16 protein-coding genes are annotated in these 14,829 nt (G+C 47.6%); 7 read left to right on the top strand and 9 right to left on the bottom strand.

All coding sequences use genetic code 11. The features are described 5' to 3' along the window. Positions 1 to 23: 23 nt before the first annotated feature. A complete protein-coding gene (locus tag V7723_RS13320; RefSeq protein WP_335684975.1) occupies positions 24 to 1,301 on the top strand; it encodes an amidohydrolase family protein in 1,278 nt (425 codons plus the stop codon). A gap of 169 nt (positions 1,302 to 1,470) precedes the next feature. Here V7723_RS13320 and V7723_RS13325 read toward each other — a convergent pair whose 3' ends face one another. From V7723_RS13325 to V7723_RS13335, 3 genes are all read right to left on the bottom strand, one after another. Next, a complete protein-coding gene (locus V7723_RS13325) occupies positions 1,471 to 2,295 on the bottom strand; it encodes an enoyl-CoA hydratase (protein ID WP_335684976.1) in 825 nt (274 codons plus the stop codon). A gap of 90 nt (positions 2,296 to 2,385) precedes the next feature. After that, complete coding sequence (locus V7723_RS13330) at positions 2,386 to 2,622, bottom strand: DUF2164 domain-containing protein (RefSeq protein WP_335684977.1); 237 nt, start codon at positions 2,620 to 2,622, stop codon at positions 2,386 to 2,388. A gap of 27 nt (positions 2,623 to 2,649) precedes the next feature. Then, positions 2,650 to 3,669: an NADPH:quinone oxidoreductase family protein gene (locus tag V7723_RS13335; RefSeq protein WP_335684978.1), complete on the bottom strand. Its 1,020-nt coding sequence runs from the start codon at positions 3,667 to 3,669 to the stop codon at positions 2,650 to 2,652. Positions 3,670 to 3,862: 193 nt separating this feature from the next. Between V7723_RS13335 and V7723_RS13340 the strand changes: the two genes are divergently transcribed. From V7723_RS13340 to V7723_RS13350, 3 genes are all read left to right on the top strand, one after another. Next, positions 3,863 to 4,225 (top strand): hypothetical protein, encoded by a 363-nt coding sequence (locus tag V7723_RS13340; protein ID WP_335684979.1) that lies wholly within the window; start codon positions 3,863 to 3,865, stop codon positions 4,223 to 4,225. Next, complete coding sequence (locus V7723_RS13345) at positions 4,225 to 5,766, top strand: methyl-accepting chemotaxis protein (RefSeq protein ID WP_335684980.1); 1,542 nt, start codon at positions 4,225 to 4,227, stop codon at positions 5,764 to 5,766. Before V7723_RS13340 ends, V7723_RS13345 begins: the two co-directional genes overlap by 1 nt. 187 nt (positions 5,767 to 5,953) lie before the next feature. Beyond that, positions 5,954 to 7,303 (top strand): DEAD/DEAH box helicase, encoded by a 1,350-nt coding sequence (locus tag V7723_RS13350; protein WP_335684981.1) that lies wholly within the window; start codon positions 5,954 to 5,956, stop codon positions 7,301 to 7,303. A 2-nt stretch (positions 7,304 to 7,305) separates the two neighbouring features. On the opposite strand, the gene arfB is transcribed toward V7723_RS13350, so the two are convergent. The 6 genes from arfB to V7723_RS13380 all read right to left on the bottom strand — a co-directional run bounded on the left by arfB (position 7,306) and on the right by V7723_RS13380 (position 11,825). Further along, positions 7,306 to 7,725: an alternative ribosome rescue aminoacyl-tRNA hydrolase ArfB gene (arfB, locus tag V7723_RS13355; RefSeq protein ID WP_443024228.1), complete on the bottom strand. Its 420-nt coding sequence runs from the start codon at positions 7,723 to 7,725 to the stop codon at positions 7,306 to 7,308. A gap of 18 nt (positions 7,726 to 7,743) precedes the next feature. Then, on the bottom strand, positions 7,744 to 8,244 hold the full coding sequence (locus V7723_RS13360) for a DUF1499 domain-containing protein (RefSeq protein WP_335684982.1): 501 nt from the start codon (positions 8,242 to 8,244) through the stop codon (positions 7,744 to 7,746). 23 nt (positions 8,245 to 8,267) lie between these two features. Next, a complete protein-coding gene (locus V7723_RS13365) occupies positions 8,268 to 9,290 on the bottom strand; it encodes a glutathione S-transferase family protein (protein WP_335684983.1) in 1,023 nt (340 codons plus the stop codon). Positions 9,291 to 9,402: 112 nt separating this feature from the next. Then, positions 9,403 to 9,579 (bottom strand): PLDc N-terminal domain-containing protein, encoded by a 177-nt coding sequence (locus V7723_RS13370; protein WP_335684984.1) that lies wholly within the window; start codon positions 9,577 to 9,579, stop codon positions 9,403 to 9,405. Positions 9,580 to 9,648: 69 nt separating this feature from the next. Next, on the bottom strand, positions 9,649 to 10,701 hold the full coding sequence (locus tag V7723_RS13375; protein ID WP_335684985.1) for a carbohydrate kinase family protein: 1,053 nt from the start codon (positions 10,699 to 10,701) through the stop codon (positions 9,649 to 9,651). A gap of 2 nt (positions 10,702 to 10,703) precedes the next feature. Then, complete coding sequence (locus tag V7723_RS13380) at positions 10,704 to 11,825, bottom strand: saccharopine dehydrogenase family protein (RefSeq protein WP_335684986.1); 1,122 nt, start codon at positions 11,823 to 11,825, stop codon at positions 10,704 to 10,706. A gap of 131 nt (positions 11,826 to 11,956) precedes the next feature. On the opposite strand from V7723_RS13380, the gene V7723_RS13385 reads away from it, so the two are divergent. The 3 genes from V7723_RS13385 (at position 11,957) to V7723_RS13395 (ending at position 14,828) form a co-directional block, all read left to right on the top strand. Continuing rightward, positions 11,957 to 12,211 (top strand): polysaccharide deacetylase family protein, encoded by a 255-nt coding sequence (locus V7723_RS13385; RefSeq protein WP_335684987.1) that lies wholly within the window; start codon positions 11,957 to 11,959, stop codon positions 12,209 to 12,211. Between the two features lie 10 nt (positions 12,212 to 12,221). Continuing rightward, positions 12,222 to 12,833 carry a hypothetical protein gene (locus tag V7723_RS13390; protein ID WP_335684988.1) on the top strand — a complete coding sequence of 204 codons (612 nt, stop codon included), beginning with the start codon at positions 12,222 to 12,224 and terminating at the stop codon, positions 12,831 to 12,833. 111 nt (positions 12,834 to 12,944) lie between these two features. Then, positions 12,945 to 14,828, top strand: coding sequence for an acyl-CoA synthetase (locus V7723_RS13395; protein ID WP_335684989.1), 1,884 nt, complete (start codon positions 12,945 to 12,947; stop codon positions 14,826 to 14,828). Position 14,829 lies beyond the last annotated feature (1 nt).

The following is a 14,829-nucleotide window of genomic DNA, read 5'->3' on the forward strand; positions in this document are numbered from 1 at the left end:
TGGTTTGTTAAAGGAGCTGATAATTGTTAGATTTTATTGTTCGAAATGCGCGTACCTTGGCAGATGAAGCTAGTCTTGTTGATATTGCCTGCAAGGGCGGATTGATCGTTGACATTAGCCCATCGATTGCGGCTGAAGCCCTGAAAGAATATGACGCAAAAGGGTATTTAGTATCTTCGCCTTTTGTCGATAGTCATTTTCATATGGACGCGACATTGTCCTACGGCCGACCGCGAGTAAATGAATCGGGTACATTGCTGGAAGGCATTGCACTGTGGAGCGAAGTGAAACCTCTTCTAGCAGCGGAAGATATAAAGTCACGTGCTCATGCCCTCTGTCGCTGGGCAATCGCCAAAGGCAACCTCGCCATTCGGTCACATGTGGATATTTGTAATCCCTCACTAATTGCTGTTGATGCTCTTTTGGAAGTAGTAGAGGAGATCAAGCCTTATCTCGATTTACAATTGGTAGCTTTTCCGCAAGACGGGTTTTATAGAGATCCACAAGCAGAATCCCTCTTGCTGAGAGCCCTTGATAAGGGCGTTCACGTAGTCGGTGGAATTCCACATTTTGAACGAACTATGGCCGATGGCAGTGCCTCTGTGACCCGGCTATGTGAAATAGCCGCCGATCGAGGGCTGCGTGTTGATATGCATTGTGATGAAACGGATGACCCCAATTCACGTCATATCGAAACATTGGCGCGCGAAACGACGAGACTAGGTCTGGCCGGACGCGTATCAGGATCACATCTGACATCCATGCATTCCATGGACAATTATTATGTATCGAAACTAATCCCGCTTATGCAAGAAGCCGAGATCCATGCTATCGCAAACCCCCTTATAAATATCACTATTCAAGGCCGCCATGATACGTATCCAAAGCGCCGGGGAATGACCCGCGTCAAGGAGCTAAATGCCGCTGGAATCAATGTTGCTTTCGGTCACGACTGTGTCATGGACCCCTGGTACTCCCTCGGAAGTCACGACATGCTGGAGGTTGCCGCAATGGGTCTTCATGTGGGTCAAATGACTGGGCAAGAAGAAATGAAAGCCATGTTTCGGGCGGTTACTGAGAACGGGGCAAAGGCTCTAGGGATAGAAAATTATGGACTAAATATTGGTTGCAACGCGGATATGGTGGTGTTGCAGGCAAACTCGGACATTGAGGCTTTAAGATTGCGACCAGCAAGGTTGGCAGTAATTCGGCGCGGCGTCGTTATTGCTGAAACGCCTGAAGTCCAATCTTCATTATGTCTTGGAGCGGAGAATTGGCAGATAGATTTCCTGAAGAGTTGAACATTCCATCTACAGAAATTACTGAATTTTCAGTGTAAAGCTTCAAGGACAATGCGGCCGATACTCTGACTTTCACGAAATGCAAAAGCAAATTAAAGGCTTTCTATCGGGCATACAACGTCGTCAAGGTTGACGAGAATGATTGTCGGGTCTCTTTCGACCCGACTATTTATCGTCCTGTAAAGTTTGGTGCCCGTTTTTCAATAAAATGAGCGACGCCTTCTTTGAAATCTTCACTCGCAAAACTTTTAAGCATTTCTTCATTTCCGACCGCGACAGCGTCATTCAAAGATTGAAATTGCGCGGTGTAAACCTGCCGCTTCATAACGGCCATGGAGCGAGGAGAGACATTATTCGCAAGATCTTTTGCATAAGCTTTTACAGCTGGCAACAAGGCGTCGGCATCATGGACCTGATTGACGAGGCCAAGCTGCAAGGCCTCTTCAGCGGTTACTTTGCGAGAAGAAAGCAAAAGATCAAGAGCGGCCGAATGGCCGATTAACCGGGGAAGCATCCAGGAAATTCCGTGCTCCGCTATTAGCCCTCGCTTCGCAAAAGCTGTCATGAAAACGGCGTCCTGACTGGCAAATCGCATGTCACAATACAGCGAAACGACCATGCCGAGGCCAGCGGCGGGACCATTGATTGCGGCAATCACCGGCTTGCTAAGAGAAGGAAAATATGAATATTGCGTTTGATAGTCCGCAGGTACAGCCACATTGTAAGCGCGTGTCCCATATGATGCGCCAGGCTCACGTTTTTCCGAACCATCTTCTATACCGCTGAGCAAGTCCATATCTGCTCCCGCGCAAAACCCTCGCCCAGCACCTGTCAAAATTATGACCCGCACCGCGTCATCTTGCTCAGATTGCTCCATGGCGTCGCGAACTTCTCGTTCCATTTGTCGCGTCCACGCATTCAATTTATCCGGTCGGTTGAGTGTCACTGTCGCGACACCCTCTTGTGTTTCAAATATTATGTGTTCGTATGCCATTTTACTTCCCTCATTTATTGTTTTTATGGGAGGTTTAACTCTAGAGGAAAACCTACAGAACGTCTTCTCTCAATTCTGGAGCCACTATGATTACAAATTCTCCGGCTCATAGAATTCTGTGTCCAGCTCCTCGACTTTTTCTGTCAGGAATTTGCGGACATCGGTGACGGCCTGATTATATTGCGAAGGCCCAATTTTCTGTAGTAAAAATTCAACAAGCGTCATTGCTCGATATTCGCTGAGTTCTTCGTCGAACTGTTCCTGATAATATCCCGAAAGCGCATTTGCGATTTCTTCTTTTCTCTTAGGAGATAATTTTATACGCATGCTTCCTCCGCCAATATGTTCTTGCTGTCAGTAATCTTCTTCTTCAACCATGATGACACATTTGCCATCAACTTTACGGTCGATGACAGCGTCCATCGCTTGCCTGAATTGCGAAAGTGGGTATCGCGCTCCTATTTCAGGAGCTATTTTACCGTCCGCATGGAGCTTTAATACCCCTGCAATCATTTCGTCTAGTGCTTTAATATGTAGTTCGCGGTTTTCTCCGGGGGACCAACCAAAGAAATGTCCAAGATTGAAACCCATGGCAGAAATATTTTTTAACAACAGCATATTGGCGGGAATTTTGGGGATTTCACCGCAGGCATAACCAATAGTTAATAAGCGTCCTTCCCAGGCCATTGCTCGAATTGATTGAAGAGTGACCTCACCGCCGATACTGTCATATACAACATCGACACCGCGTCCATCCGTGATTTCCATAACAACATCGCGAAAATTCGATTGTCTATGATCGATGATATGATCGGCTCCATGTCGTCGTGCGGCTTCGCAATGTTTTTCGCCCCCGGCGACTGCGATAACCGTTGCACCCAATGCCTTTCCAATCTCCACGGCAGCAAGCCCGACAGCACCGGCTGCGCCATGGACTAGCAGAATTTCTCCTGCCTTCAAATGGGCACGGCGGATCAGTGCACCATAAGAAGTTGTGTAAGATGTGATGAGCATCGCCCCGGATGCAAAATCCATATCTTTCGGGATCTTGTGGCATGAGTATTCTGAGGTGACGTTAAAGCCTGAAATGCCACCGCTATCGACATTACACATCACATGATCATCAATGGCGACACGGGTCACACCTCGGCCAACGGCTTCTACTATCCCTCCGACTTCCGTTCCGGGAACAAAAGGTAAAGGGGGTTTTCGTTGATATTTACCTGCGATGTTCAAGGAGGTCGCAAAACTGACACCCGCGGCCTTGTTGCGGATCAAAACCTCACCGTCACCTGGAGCTTCAGGCTTAGATATTTCCTCCAATTTGGCTTCTTCTTGATAGGGGCCATATTCTCTCACGATGATCGCGCGCATATAATGAAATCCTGATTTTTATTTTTATTTCAATCGGTAAAGATCACTATACCGTCGCCTTCAGTGAGGGCAAGGTAATGGCTCTCATCTTGTTATAAAATATACAACGATTATTCGCGTTTAGGTTTAACGTAATATAAATGAAATGAAGCCTAGAATTGAGAAAGTTTGAATTTTCAATTAGTGAGACTTTGTGCGCAACAGCAAAACAAAAGATGAAAGAAAAGCTGTTCTCCTTGCCATTGTGATGATGGTTTGTAGTTTTGTGTTTCTTTTTTCTCTTCATTTTTCTCCGGGTAAAGACAGCCGCGAAGTTGCCGTTGTTTTTAGCCCTGCGTTATCTGTCGGTGAAATTATTCAGCAATTGGCACCCTTGCAAATTCAGTTTCAACGAATTGGGGCGATTGAAAACATTGTCGTCCTTAATCTCACTCAACCAAATCAAATTGAGAAAATTTATGGTGTCGGTGCCTGGCTGGTCCTGGACGCCATATTTGCAGGCGGATGCCTGACATCGACACAAAAGAATAATAAATCAACGATTGGAAATACGTAATGAATACCCTGGATACCCTGAGATTAACGATCTCTAAGATCATCTTGTTTCTTCTTTGGATCCATGTTGCGGTGATAACTGTCAGCGCCTATTTATTGGGGGCAGATTGGATTACCCTTTTAGCTGGTAGTGCAGTATTTGCGGCGTTTCCGACGGCTGCGTGGCTTATGGCGAAAAGAGAAGCTCTGTATCGCTACCTGGCAGCGGTCTCCTATATGGTTCAGGTATCTTTGCTAGTTTACGCCTTTGCCGGGCATCCCTGGCAAATTGACGTTCATATGTATTTCTTTGCTGCGTTGGCTATCATTGCGGCGCTTTGCGATTGGAAGGCGGTGTTGATTGCAGCGGCGACAGTTGCCACCCATCATCTAATTTTGAATTTCGTCTATCCGGCAGCTGTCTTTCCAAGTGGCGCCGACTTTTGGCGGGTCGTACTTCATGCGGCCGTTGTAATTTTGGAAACCGGCACCTTGATTTGGCTTACTTATCGCTTGTCTGCAGCCTTTGCGTCTTCGGAGCTGGCTGTGGAAACAGCTGAAAAAGCAGTGCAAAATGCTGAGGAAGAAAAAGAGAAGGCTTTGGAAGCAAGTCGGGTCGCCGCTATTGCCAAAGAAGAAGCGATCGCCGCAAAGTCTGAGGCAGATAAAATGGCCGCCGAGAAATCCGAATTGGAAGTTGCGAATAAAACACAAGCCAAGCAACAGCGTGACGATATGGCGCAGGAATTTGAAGCTTCGATTGCCGGTATTGTCGATCTGGTATCTGAAAAATCCGGTGCGTTGGCTTTGCTTGCCAATCAGATGAAAGAATTGTCCCATGAAGTAGGAGATAAAACTGAAACGACAACACAGGCAACTGAGCAGATGTCAGAAAGCGTGCAATCCGTAAATTCTGCGACTGAAGAAATGGGGAATTCAATTCGCGAAATTTCTCAACAGATAGGACAATCCAGCACTGTGGCAAAAGATGCAGCGGAAAGAGCGAAATCCACAACGGCTACTATGAGTGAGCTTACTGTCGCCGCGGAGGAAATCTCGGAAGTCGTTAGTTTGATTAACGATATAGCTGAGCAGACTAACCTTCTGGCGTTGAATGCAACCATTGAGGCTGCACGCGCAGGGGAAGCAGGCAAAGGTTTTGCAGTTGTCGCGTCCGAAGTTAAAAATCTGGCCACACAGACGGCCAAAGCGACAGAGGAAATAACGAGTAAAGTTGGCAGTATCCAACAAGTCAGCAATCAAGCCGCCTCCGAGATTCAAACTATTCATGAAACGGTCAATCAAATTAGCGAAGCAACCACCTCCATCGCATCGGCAATCGAAGAGCAGACAGCGGTGACCGGAGATATTTCTGGAAGCATCAAAAAGGCATATGAAAGTACACAGCAAGTGCAAACTGACGTTTCTGATATCAAGAATGTAACTACCAGGAGCGATGGTGCGGCGGCTGATTTTGTTCGGCAATCCGACGCGTTGGCGTCAGATACGGAAAGTCTCAAATCAGAAATATCCGGCTTCGTACAGAAAATGCGTACGGGCTGAATTGCCCTAATGCAAAGTGATTAAGGTCTCACCGCATGTCAACAATATGCCTCGCATGTTGACATGCGGCTCGTTTACGATACAAGTCCAGCTTATACAGAAACAGGCTATGATTTCAGGCAGCCAAGAGCGCCTGTAGCCGTTCCATTTCCGTCGGCAACGGCCGAGGAAAAGCCAGAAAGTAAACATGATGACTAAATTTGCGGATTCCGGACTTAACCAATCCGTCCTGCGCGCTGTGCAGGAAGGCGGATACGAAGAGATGACGCCGATCCAAAGCCAGGCAATCCCGTCCATTCTGGAGGGAAAAGACCTAATCGGGCTGGCACAAACGGGCACCGGTAAGACTGCAGCTTTTTCGCTTCCAATAATTCAGAAGCTTTTGAAAGACGAAGGCAAACGTAGTCCTAGGGAAGCGCGTTCTCTCATCCTTGCTCCAACCAGGGAACTGGCTGTTCAGATCGCAGACAATATCAAAGGTTATACCAAATATCTGCATTTGCGCATGGCACTGGTCTACGGTGGCGCATCTCCCAAATCGCAAGTCAAAGCCATGCTTTCGGGTGCAGATATTCTTATTGCTACACCGGGACGGTTGCTCGATTTGATGAACCAGAAGCATATCAGCTTGCAAAGAGTTGAATTCCTGGTGCTGGATGAAGCAGACCGTATGCTTGATATGGGTTTCATTCGCGATATTCGAAAGATCATCGATCGTCTTCCAAAGGATCGCCAAACTGTTCTTTTCTCCGCCACCATGCCGAAATCTGTCGAGGGTCTTGCTACCAGTATTTTGAAAGACCCGGTGCGGATACAAGTTGCACCGACGGCAACAACAGCGGAGAAAGTTGATCAACATGTCTTGATGGTTCCCAAAGGGCGCAAACGTCAATTGTTGGCGCATTTGCTTAAAGATGAAGCCTTGAAACGTGTCTTGATTTTTACGCGAACTAAACATGGTGCAAATCGTGTCTCCAAGCAGCTTGAACAATTAGGCATTTCTTCTGGTGCAATCCACGGAAACAAGTCGCAGAATGCTCGGCAGAAGGCGCTAAATGAATTTCGCGCTGGCGATATCCGTGCGTTAGTCGCTACCGATGTCGCCGCACGGGGCATCGATGTGAATGATGTCAGTCACGTGATCAATTATGAAATTCCGAATGAGCCTGAAAGCTATGTACATCGTATCGGTCGAACGGCACGTGCAGGTGCGACGGGCGTTTCTCTTTCTTTCGTGGATCACGATGAGCGAGATTTTTTGCGCGACATAGAGAAAACAATCCGGCAGCAGGTGCCGTTAATGGAAGACCATCCTTTTCACCAGGAAGGTATGGCGCCGCTGGCTGAAAAGGAAAAAGATGATAGCGGTACTGCTGATCGGCCGGGCAATCGGAACCGACGATCGAATTCCGGTAAGCACAAACCGAACCGGCGTATCAATCAACCCAAATCCAGTAGTGCTAAGCCCGGAAGTGGGTCGCAGCGTAAAGGCCGACCTTCTAACGGACGATCTCGACCGGCAAAATCCGGTACTTAGGGTCAGTCAAACTGTATTTTACCCCGGGTCTTTTTGACATTTCCACGGCGTTGCTTTTTCTCAAGGCGTTTGAGTTTGGAGGAGTAAGTAGGTTTTGTTGGTCGTCGATATTTAGGCACAACACAGGCTTCGCGGATCATTTCCGCCAACCTATCAACGGCTGCTTTTCGATTGCGATCCTGGCTACGATGCTCGCTAGCTGTCAAAACTAGGACACCCTCCTTAGTCATTTTTTGGCCGGCGATCTTCGTCAATCGATGGACGACCGCGGCCGGTAAGTTGGGGCTTTGACGTACATCGAAACGGATTTGCACGGCGGTCTCTACTTTGTTGACATTTTGACCGCCGGGTCCGGAAGAGCGAATGAAACTCTCCTGAATTTCATCGTCGTCAAGGGAAATGCTAGCGGTAATTGATATCATATTTCAAGTCGTAGAACATTAATTCATCTCAGTTAAACGTAAAAGCCAGCCTTCGATCCGTTCACGATTGACATCAAAATCCGATCGTCCGTAATTTGAGCGGCTATAAATGGCGAGAGTGCTACCATTGACGCTTACGGGTAGAATTTGGATGGAGACATGGTCTGGCCACGCGATCCATTTTGTCCGAACAACCAGTTCAAATGATGTTTTCGATTCCGACAATATTTTGATGTCGGGTTGTTCATCAATCAAGTTTCGAAGGGCCGTATGTAGATTCTCAGGACTGAAGGGAAAATCAGGAGCGATTAGGCTGGGTTTTGATTTCAGGCAATAATCGGTTGGGCAGACCAAAAACCAGTTGGGATTATCTGCCGGAGTAAGTGTTGCGAAATCAGTTTTTTGAACTTCACCGGCCGGTAAAATGCTCTCCCATAAAGGCGTGAGCCTCAAGATGACGAGGCCGACTAAAGTAACGCATATAATTGCGATGAAAAACTTCAGCATCTTTCGAAACATAATGACTTCCTGGTTTTAGAGGCTTAATTCGAGGCTAGGATTGCGAGAGCGCCGGTTCCGCCTAAATGATGATCGACTGTGATTTTATTCTCGTCCGTCAATTCATTATAGCGTCTTTTAAGATCCTGCAAGCATTTCACCTGATAAGGGAATGCACTCTGGCTGTAAGGGTGGTCTAATAAAGTCAGGCTAAAACTATCCTTCCCTTTCGAGATGGCTTGCGCATTTGCTGCCAAAAAAGGAAGATAAACATATCCTGCAAAACTTAATAAGCCTTGTGTCGCTGCAGGTAGAGCGTCTGCCCCGTACCAATCGCCTTCGATGCCTGACGCATCATCCATTTGTCGCAACCAGCTTTCCGTCCGTTGGGCGATCGCCCTGATAATAGATAACGGAGTTGGATCTGTGGCCAATACTCTCAACTGACCGTAAAGCCCAAAATCACCGATAGAGGGACGGGTACCAAATAAGAATTCATATTGGCTAACATGGGTTTCTAGAAGCGAGAGAATACGTTGATAGCCTGTCTCGATAACGGGAGCATTTTCAGGTGTGCAGCCAACTAAGGGCATACGACTGATTTGACGTTCGGCAAAGCTCTTTGCCATCTCCTCGCGCTTCTCTCCTTTATCATCCGGAAAGCCATCATCGGCGATCCAGTGGCTCGCGTAATGAATGTCTGCATCATATGCCCAACGATAATGGAACATCATTTTTGTACACCATTCGTCCGCCATATCTTCAATCAGATGAGACAAGAAGGCATGTGCTTTGTTATCTGGGATAACGGACCGGTTATCCGGGTGACGGTCTTCCAGACGATAGACAAGAGGTGTACTGTCAATATGCAGGCTGCCGTCTTCCGGGAGTTTTAAAATGGGTACCAGGGCCGGTTTGACCGCGTCAAATTCCGCTCGATTGCGTGAATTGCGTATCACCCAATCGAAAGGCAGACGTCGATATCGCATCAACGCTCTCATCTTCAATGAGTAAGGGGAGCCGTTTGAACCAATCAATGTATATCGGCCTGACTGCTGTCCGCTCATTATTATTCTCCTTTTTGCAAGCGAAGGAGAAGTCTATTGCAATAGCAAAGGGCGGTCCAGTCAGCAATACCAATAGCTGCAATACGGACTATGGAATAGAGTAAGGGATGTGCTAGCCGCCCTTTGGTCCGGCAAAAAACCAAATAACAAGACCAAGCACCGGTAAAATAAGAACCAGCAATATCCAAAGTACTTTTGCTCCCGTAGAAGCGCTGCTTTGGAATATTTTTACGATGGCGTAGATATCCAGGGCGAGAACAATCAGCCCTAATATTCCTCCAAACTCCATACTATTCTCCTTTAGTCGTCCAACAATTTATACAATATAAACGGCCTAAACGGCATTTCGTGTAACTTTTTATTTTATGGCTTCTTTTACGTCATTCCCTGTTAACAGCCCGGAGTGAGTATCCGGTGCCGCGATGACGGACAGTGCATTTGCTGATGCGGCTTTCAGACAGGTGACAATATCTGAACCGACCGACGCGTAAGCGGAAAATGTAGTCGCAAATGAATCTCCCGCACCAGCAGTGTTGCCGACTTCCGCTTTGCCGGCAGGGTAGAATTCAATACCGTCTTTTGTCCCGGCATAAGCACCTTCTGCGCCATTTGTAATCAAAACAATTTTTGGTCCCAATTTGCAGACTTCGGCAACAAAAACTTCAAGCGATCGACCCGCCAGTCCTTTATGCAGCAGAACCGGACCTTCCACATTGTCCGGGATATTTTGAACACGATTGCCTTTGGGAAGGAGGGTTAGAGCTAGTTGTTCTGCTTCCACAGCATTAACCGAAATTAAATCCACATAGGGCAATGCTTCAACCATATCGCCTGCCCAATAAGTGAGCTGTCTAATGCCGGGATTTGTGGCGACGAAAGCACCGGATTCTTTGGCAGCCTGTACGATATGGGTAAGACAGGCAGCTGAATTACCAGATAAGCTAGCTATATATACGAGGTGACGATCAACAAAAATGTCGGGGTCTATTTCGCTTTCGACCAACGTCGTATTGGCGCCTCTGTTGGTGAAGATTGTCGGATTGCAAACATGGGACGTGACCATGATCGCCTTGCCCGTTGGCATTTTGGCATCTTGAATGATGAGGTCTGTGTTAATCCCTTCAGCACTTAGTCTTTCGACGATTTCCTTGCCTTCGAGATCCTTACCGGTCCGCACGAAGGTACTGGTAGAGAAACCAAGACGTGCCAAAGCCACACCTGCGTTAGTGCCCCCACCACCGACAGAGGACCTGATTGAACTAACGTCTATTTTTCGACCTTCTTCAAGTAAAAGGAAGGAGGAAGTCGCATTAGTCATGGTAACTCGTTCGATGTCTTCATTTGGGACGACCGCGATCACATCGATGGTCGCCGAACCAAAAGTCAGCGCATTTAATCCAGTAAAACTCATTCTTAGACTTTCTTGGGTTGGAGGTCACTCCCGACCTGTATTTGCCGGCTTTCCTTGGCGGCTGTTTCAAATAAGCTGCCCGTAGCCGTTTCTAAAAAGGCGTTAAGGGAAATCTTCTCCTGTTTGATAAATCCTTTTGCAGGTAACGAACCCGCACGAACCATTTCTATGACGCCGCAGACCGACGCCGCTGTTGTCCAGGCGATGGCAGTCCAATCCTGCCCCGACATATTTATGGGATAGTAACTGCGGACGAATTCTTTGCGCTGCAGACGACCTTGAATTTCGCCTTCCGCCGATATATGGGCATAGACAACGTCATCGTCTACTCGTGGCTTGGCATGTGTCAGGATAGTACCTGCTTGTTCACGGTTTTCGCGCATGAGTAACTCGTGGAAAAAGAAATTCATTAGCTTTACATGACCCGGATATCTCATGGTTTTATAATCTAGATTTTCCACTCTGCCGTCGTAAGTTTCACACATAGTGCCAAGTCCGCCGGAGGTGGTAAATGCTTCAAGCTTTTTGCCGTCGATGAGAATGGTTTCTACCCATTCCATGGGGGATACCCATTTTCTTTGCCCTTCCTCAATGACTTCACAGTCATTCAGATACTCATTGACCACTCCTTCCGGAGACCAGTTGAAGGCATAACCGAGCAATCCGGTCGGATTTTGGGGAAGCGCCCCGATACGCAGACGAATGGTTCGTACTGTGTCAAATTGTTCGGCAAGGTTCGCGCCGACGATCCCAACAAACCCCGGGGCCAGGCCGCACTGCGGCGCCATAACAGCGGTTGCCGTTTTGCTAAGATCAAGGACAGCTTGGGTTGTCGCGACGTCCTCGGTCAGGTCAAAATAGTGAATTCCAAATTCGTGGGCTGTCCGCGCCACATCGATATTTAGATAATATGGTAAACAAGATAGGACCGCCTCAAAAGGCCTGAGAACTTCCGCTAACAAAGAAGTGTCCACAATATCATGGGTCTGGGTTTCGAAGGGAAATTTTGTCCGTAATTTGCGGCTATCAATTCCGACAACAGAGAACCCTGCTTCGTTTAATAAAGTGGCTGCAAGGGAGCCTACGTTCCCCATGCCCAGAACAGCTATCTTTGAAAAGGACATTTTTTACTCCATAATTTTCGTTATTTCTCGGCAATGCACGCTTATTGCAGCCTTGCCCAATGAAGGGTAGCCTGTTCTTGTTATTGGGGCATCGAAAATAGAAAAGAATGTGCCCAGGTTAGGAGAGGATTATGACTCGCCATATTGATTGTCTCAGTTTCGACTATGATGCCGTCTCAAGCTGGATTGTCAATGGTCGAACAACACCAACATCAATGTCTCGAGGTGAATTTGGTGAAGTGGGTACGGAACGGGTTCTGGAGTTGCTCAAAGAGTATAATATTCCAAGCACCTGGTTCGTCCCCGGCGTCATCGTTGAAACCTATCCCCGGACTTGTGGGATGATTGCCGATGCGGCGGCCGAATTTTCCGAAATGAGCAATTAGGGGAAAAGTGATGAAATCACCTAAATCAATGGTGGGTCTTGAAAATTTAGGAAGAGTACGTCTTTCTAAATCTTTTTATATGCGTGATTTTCTGCATTCCGAAATCGGGAGTTTTTATGGGATCCCGAATATCCCTGACCATCCAGATGTTGCCATAAGGGCCGGCGAGCACCTGGCGTCTCAGCTATTGGAGCCGTTACAGGAAACATTTGGCCCCGTCCGCATTCGGGGTGCATATCGCTGCGCAAAACTGAATGCTTTTGGAAATGAGAATGGCCTGAATTGCGCCCATAACAGACGGGCGGGATCACGTCATGTCTGGGACCGTCCCGATAAAAACGGTAATATCGGCGCAATGGCCTGTATCGTCATTCCGGGGTTTGCTGATCGTTACGCCGAAGGGGCAGATTGGCGCTCTCTTGCCTGGTGGATACATGATCATCTTCCTTATGGCAGTCTTTATTTCCATCCGAAAATGTCGGCTTTTAATATTGGCTGGCACGAAAAACCGCAACGCCGAATAGATAGTTACATTGCACCGCGCGGATGTCTGACAAAGCCGGGTATGGATAACCACGAAGGACGCCATGAAGAGTGGTATCGCGATCTTTTCACACAATAATTTTATTCAAAATTTTGGTTGTGCGTCGACGTTATTCTGACATCATGTTTTACAGGGAAAAATTATAGGCGGACATAATCAAAAAGAATTATGCGTCTTTGGGAGGAATTCATGACTGCAACGCTTAATAAATTTACGGCGCCTTTTGCCAGCTTGTCCGATGTTGAAAAATTTGAAGCAACGGCCATTGAAGACTGGATGCCTTATCAGAATATTTATGAAGCCTTTTGTGACACTGTCGCTGCGGTTTCTGATAAGCCAGCAATAATTGCGCTTCCTCCCGGGGATCCTATGGCAGATGGCGTGACAATTACGTATGGCCAACTATTGAGCAGGGTCAATCAGACCGCAAACTTGTTTTTGTCGGTAGGTCTTCAGCCAGACGAAACAGTTACTTATATGTTGCCGCTTTGTCCGCAGGCTTATTTTACGATGTTGGGCGCAGAGGCTGTGGGTATTGTCAATTCAGTAAATCCCCTGCTGGAACCTGAGCATATACTGGGAATTGCCAAGGCGGCAAATGCTACCGTATTAATTGCCACTGGCCGCGCATTGAGTCCTGAACTTTGGGAAAAAGCCGAATATGTAATTGAGCGCATGCCAAATTTGAAAGCAGTGTTTGTTCTTGGTGGTGGCGACGAATGCGATGGCGATAAGATCAAGCCCTTTGATCAGTCCATGGCCGCGCAAGAAGCGACGACGCCTGCTAGTGCGCTTGATCGCGGCCTCGACGATTTGGTCGGATATTATCATACGGGCGGAACTACGGGAGTTCCGAAACTTGCCCCCCATACCAATCGAATGCAACTTTCCCAAATTGCCTCAACGGGCTTCGGCATGACTTATTCGACAGATGATACCCTACTCGCAGGCCTGCCGATGTTTCATATTAGCGGATCGATCGTCGTTGGTTTGGTGCCGCTTTTGAATGGCGGAACGCTCATATTGTCAAGTCCCATGGGGTTTCGTGATCCGCTGGTGATTGGAAATCATTGGCGGTTAGTAGAAAAATACGGAATTACCATTTTGGGAGGCGTGCCAACAATGCTTTCCGCTTTGCTCAATATTCCGGTCGGCGAGGCGGATATTAGTTCTCTCCGCGTTGGACTTACAGGTGGATCAGCTGCGCCGGTCGAAGTGCTTAAGGCGATTTCGGATCAATCCGGCGTCAGCATGCTCGAAGGCTATGGCATGACAGAAGTGACGTCTTTTACGACCATGCAGCCGCCCCATAGCGAGCCTCGATTTGGATCGGTTGGTATGAGATTACCTTTCGTTAATATTAAAGCCGTTATGCTGGATGAAAATAACACTGTGACACGAGATGTTGGTGTCGACGAAATTGGTATCATCGTCATGAAGGGCGTTTGCGTTATGCCGGGATATGTTCAGGATGAATATAATGCGAATGCCTTTACCAATGAAGGCTGGTTGATTTCAGGAGATTTAGGTCGGATCGATGCTGAGGGTTATATTTGGCTGACGGGACGGGCGAAAGATCTTATTATTCGAAGCGGCCATAATATTGATCCGTCAATCATCGAGGAAGCTTTGCATGAACATCCCGCTGTAGAACTAGCGGCGGCCATTGGCCGGCCGGACAGTTATACGGGTGAAATGCCCATTGCCTACGTGCAGCTTAAGCCCGACATGACCGCGACAGCGGAGGAGTTGCAGGATTTCGCGCGGGAGCGTATTCCTGAACGGGCGGCGAACCCGGCTGATCTTCACATCATCGATGTTATGCCTTTGACCGGCGTTGGTAAAATATTCAAACCTGCTTTACGTCAGCAAGCCGTCGAGGCCGTCTTTAATGCGGAGATGGAGCCGTTACGATCCAAGGCGGACATTTCCGTTTCGGTATCGAACAGCAACCTTCACGGAACTTTGGCCACCATCTCCGTCAAAGGTGGCGATGAGGTGTCACTTAGGTCAGAAATCAAGGATAAACTGGGCTCTTATACGGTCAAGCATGACGTTGTCTGGAGCGCTTAGA

Origin of the sequence: Sneathiella sp., assembly GCF_036960985.1 — a bacterium.
Taxonomy (GTDB): domain Bacteria; phylum Pseudomonadota; class Alphaproteobacteria; order Sneathiellales; family Sneathiellaceae; genus Sneathiella.

Coding starts and splice junctions, on each gene's coding strand:
- V7723_RS13360 (WP_335684982.1), bottom strand. CDS start 8,244: ATGTTTCGAAAGATGCTGAAGTTTTTCATCGCAATTATATGCGTTACT.
- V7723_RS13325 (WP_335684976.1), bottom strand. CDS start 2,295: ATGGCATACGAACACATAATATTTGAAACACAAGAGGGTGTCGCGACA.
- V7723_RS13350 (WP_335684981.1), top strand. CDS start 5,954: ATGATGACTAAATTTGCGGATTCCGGACTTAACCAATCCGTCCTGCGC.
- V7723_RS13345 (WP_335684980.1), top strand. CDS start 4,225: ATGAATACCCTGGATACCCTGAGATTAACGATCTCTAAGATCATCTTG.
- arfB (WP_443024228.1), bottom strand. CDS start 7,725: ATGATATCAATTACCGCTAGCATTTCCCTTGACGACGATGAAATTCAG.
- V7723_RS13380 (WP_335684986.1), bottom strand. CDS start 11,825: ATGTCCTTTTCAAAGATAGCTGTTCTGGGCATGGGGAACGTAGGCTCC.
- V7723_RS13330 (WP_335684977.1), bottom strand. CDS start 2,622: ATGCGTATAAAATTATCTCCTAAGAGAAAAGAAGAAATCGCAAATGCG.
- V7723_RS13365 (WP_335684983.1), bottom strand. CDS start 9,290: ATGAGCGGACAGCAGTCAGGCCGATATACATTGATTGGTTCAAACGGC.
- V7723_RS13375 (WP_335684985.1), bottom strand. CDS start 10,701: ATGAGTTTTACTGGATTAAATGCGCTGACTTTTGGTTCGGCGACCATC.
- V7723_RS13335 (WP_335684978.1), bottom strand. CDS start 3,669: ATGCGCGCGATCATCGTGAGAGAATATGGCCCCTATCAAGAAGAAGCC.
- V7723_RS13370 (WP_335684984.1), bottom strand. CDS start 9,579: ATGGAGTTTGGAGGAATATTAGGGCTGATTGTTCTCGCCCTGGATATC.
- V7723_RS13395 (WP_335684989.1), top strand. CDS start 12,945: ATGACTGCAACGCTTAATAAATTTACGGCGCCTTTTGCCAGCTTGTCC.
- V7723_RS13385 (WP_335684987.1), top strand. CDS start 11,957: ATGACTCGCCATATTGATTGTCTCAGTTTCGACTATGATGCCGTCTCA.
- V7723_RS13390 (WP_335684988.1), top strand. CDS start 12,222: ATGAAATCACCTAAATCAATGGTGGGTCTTGAAAATTTAGGAAGAGTA.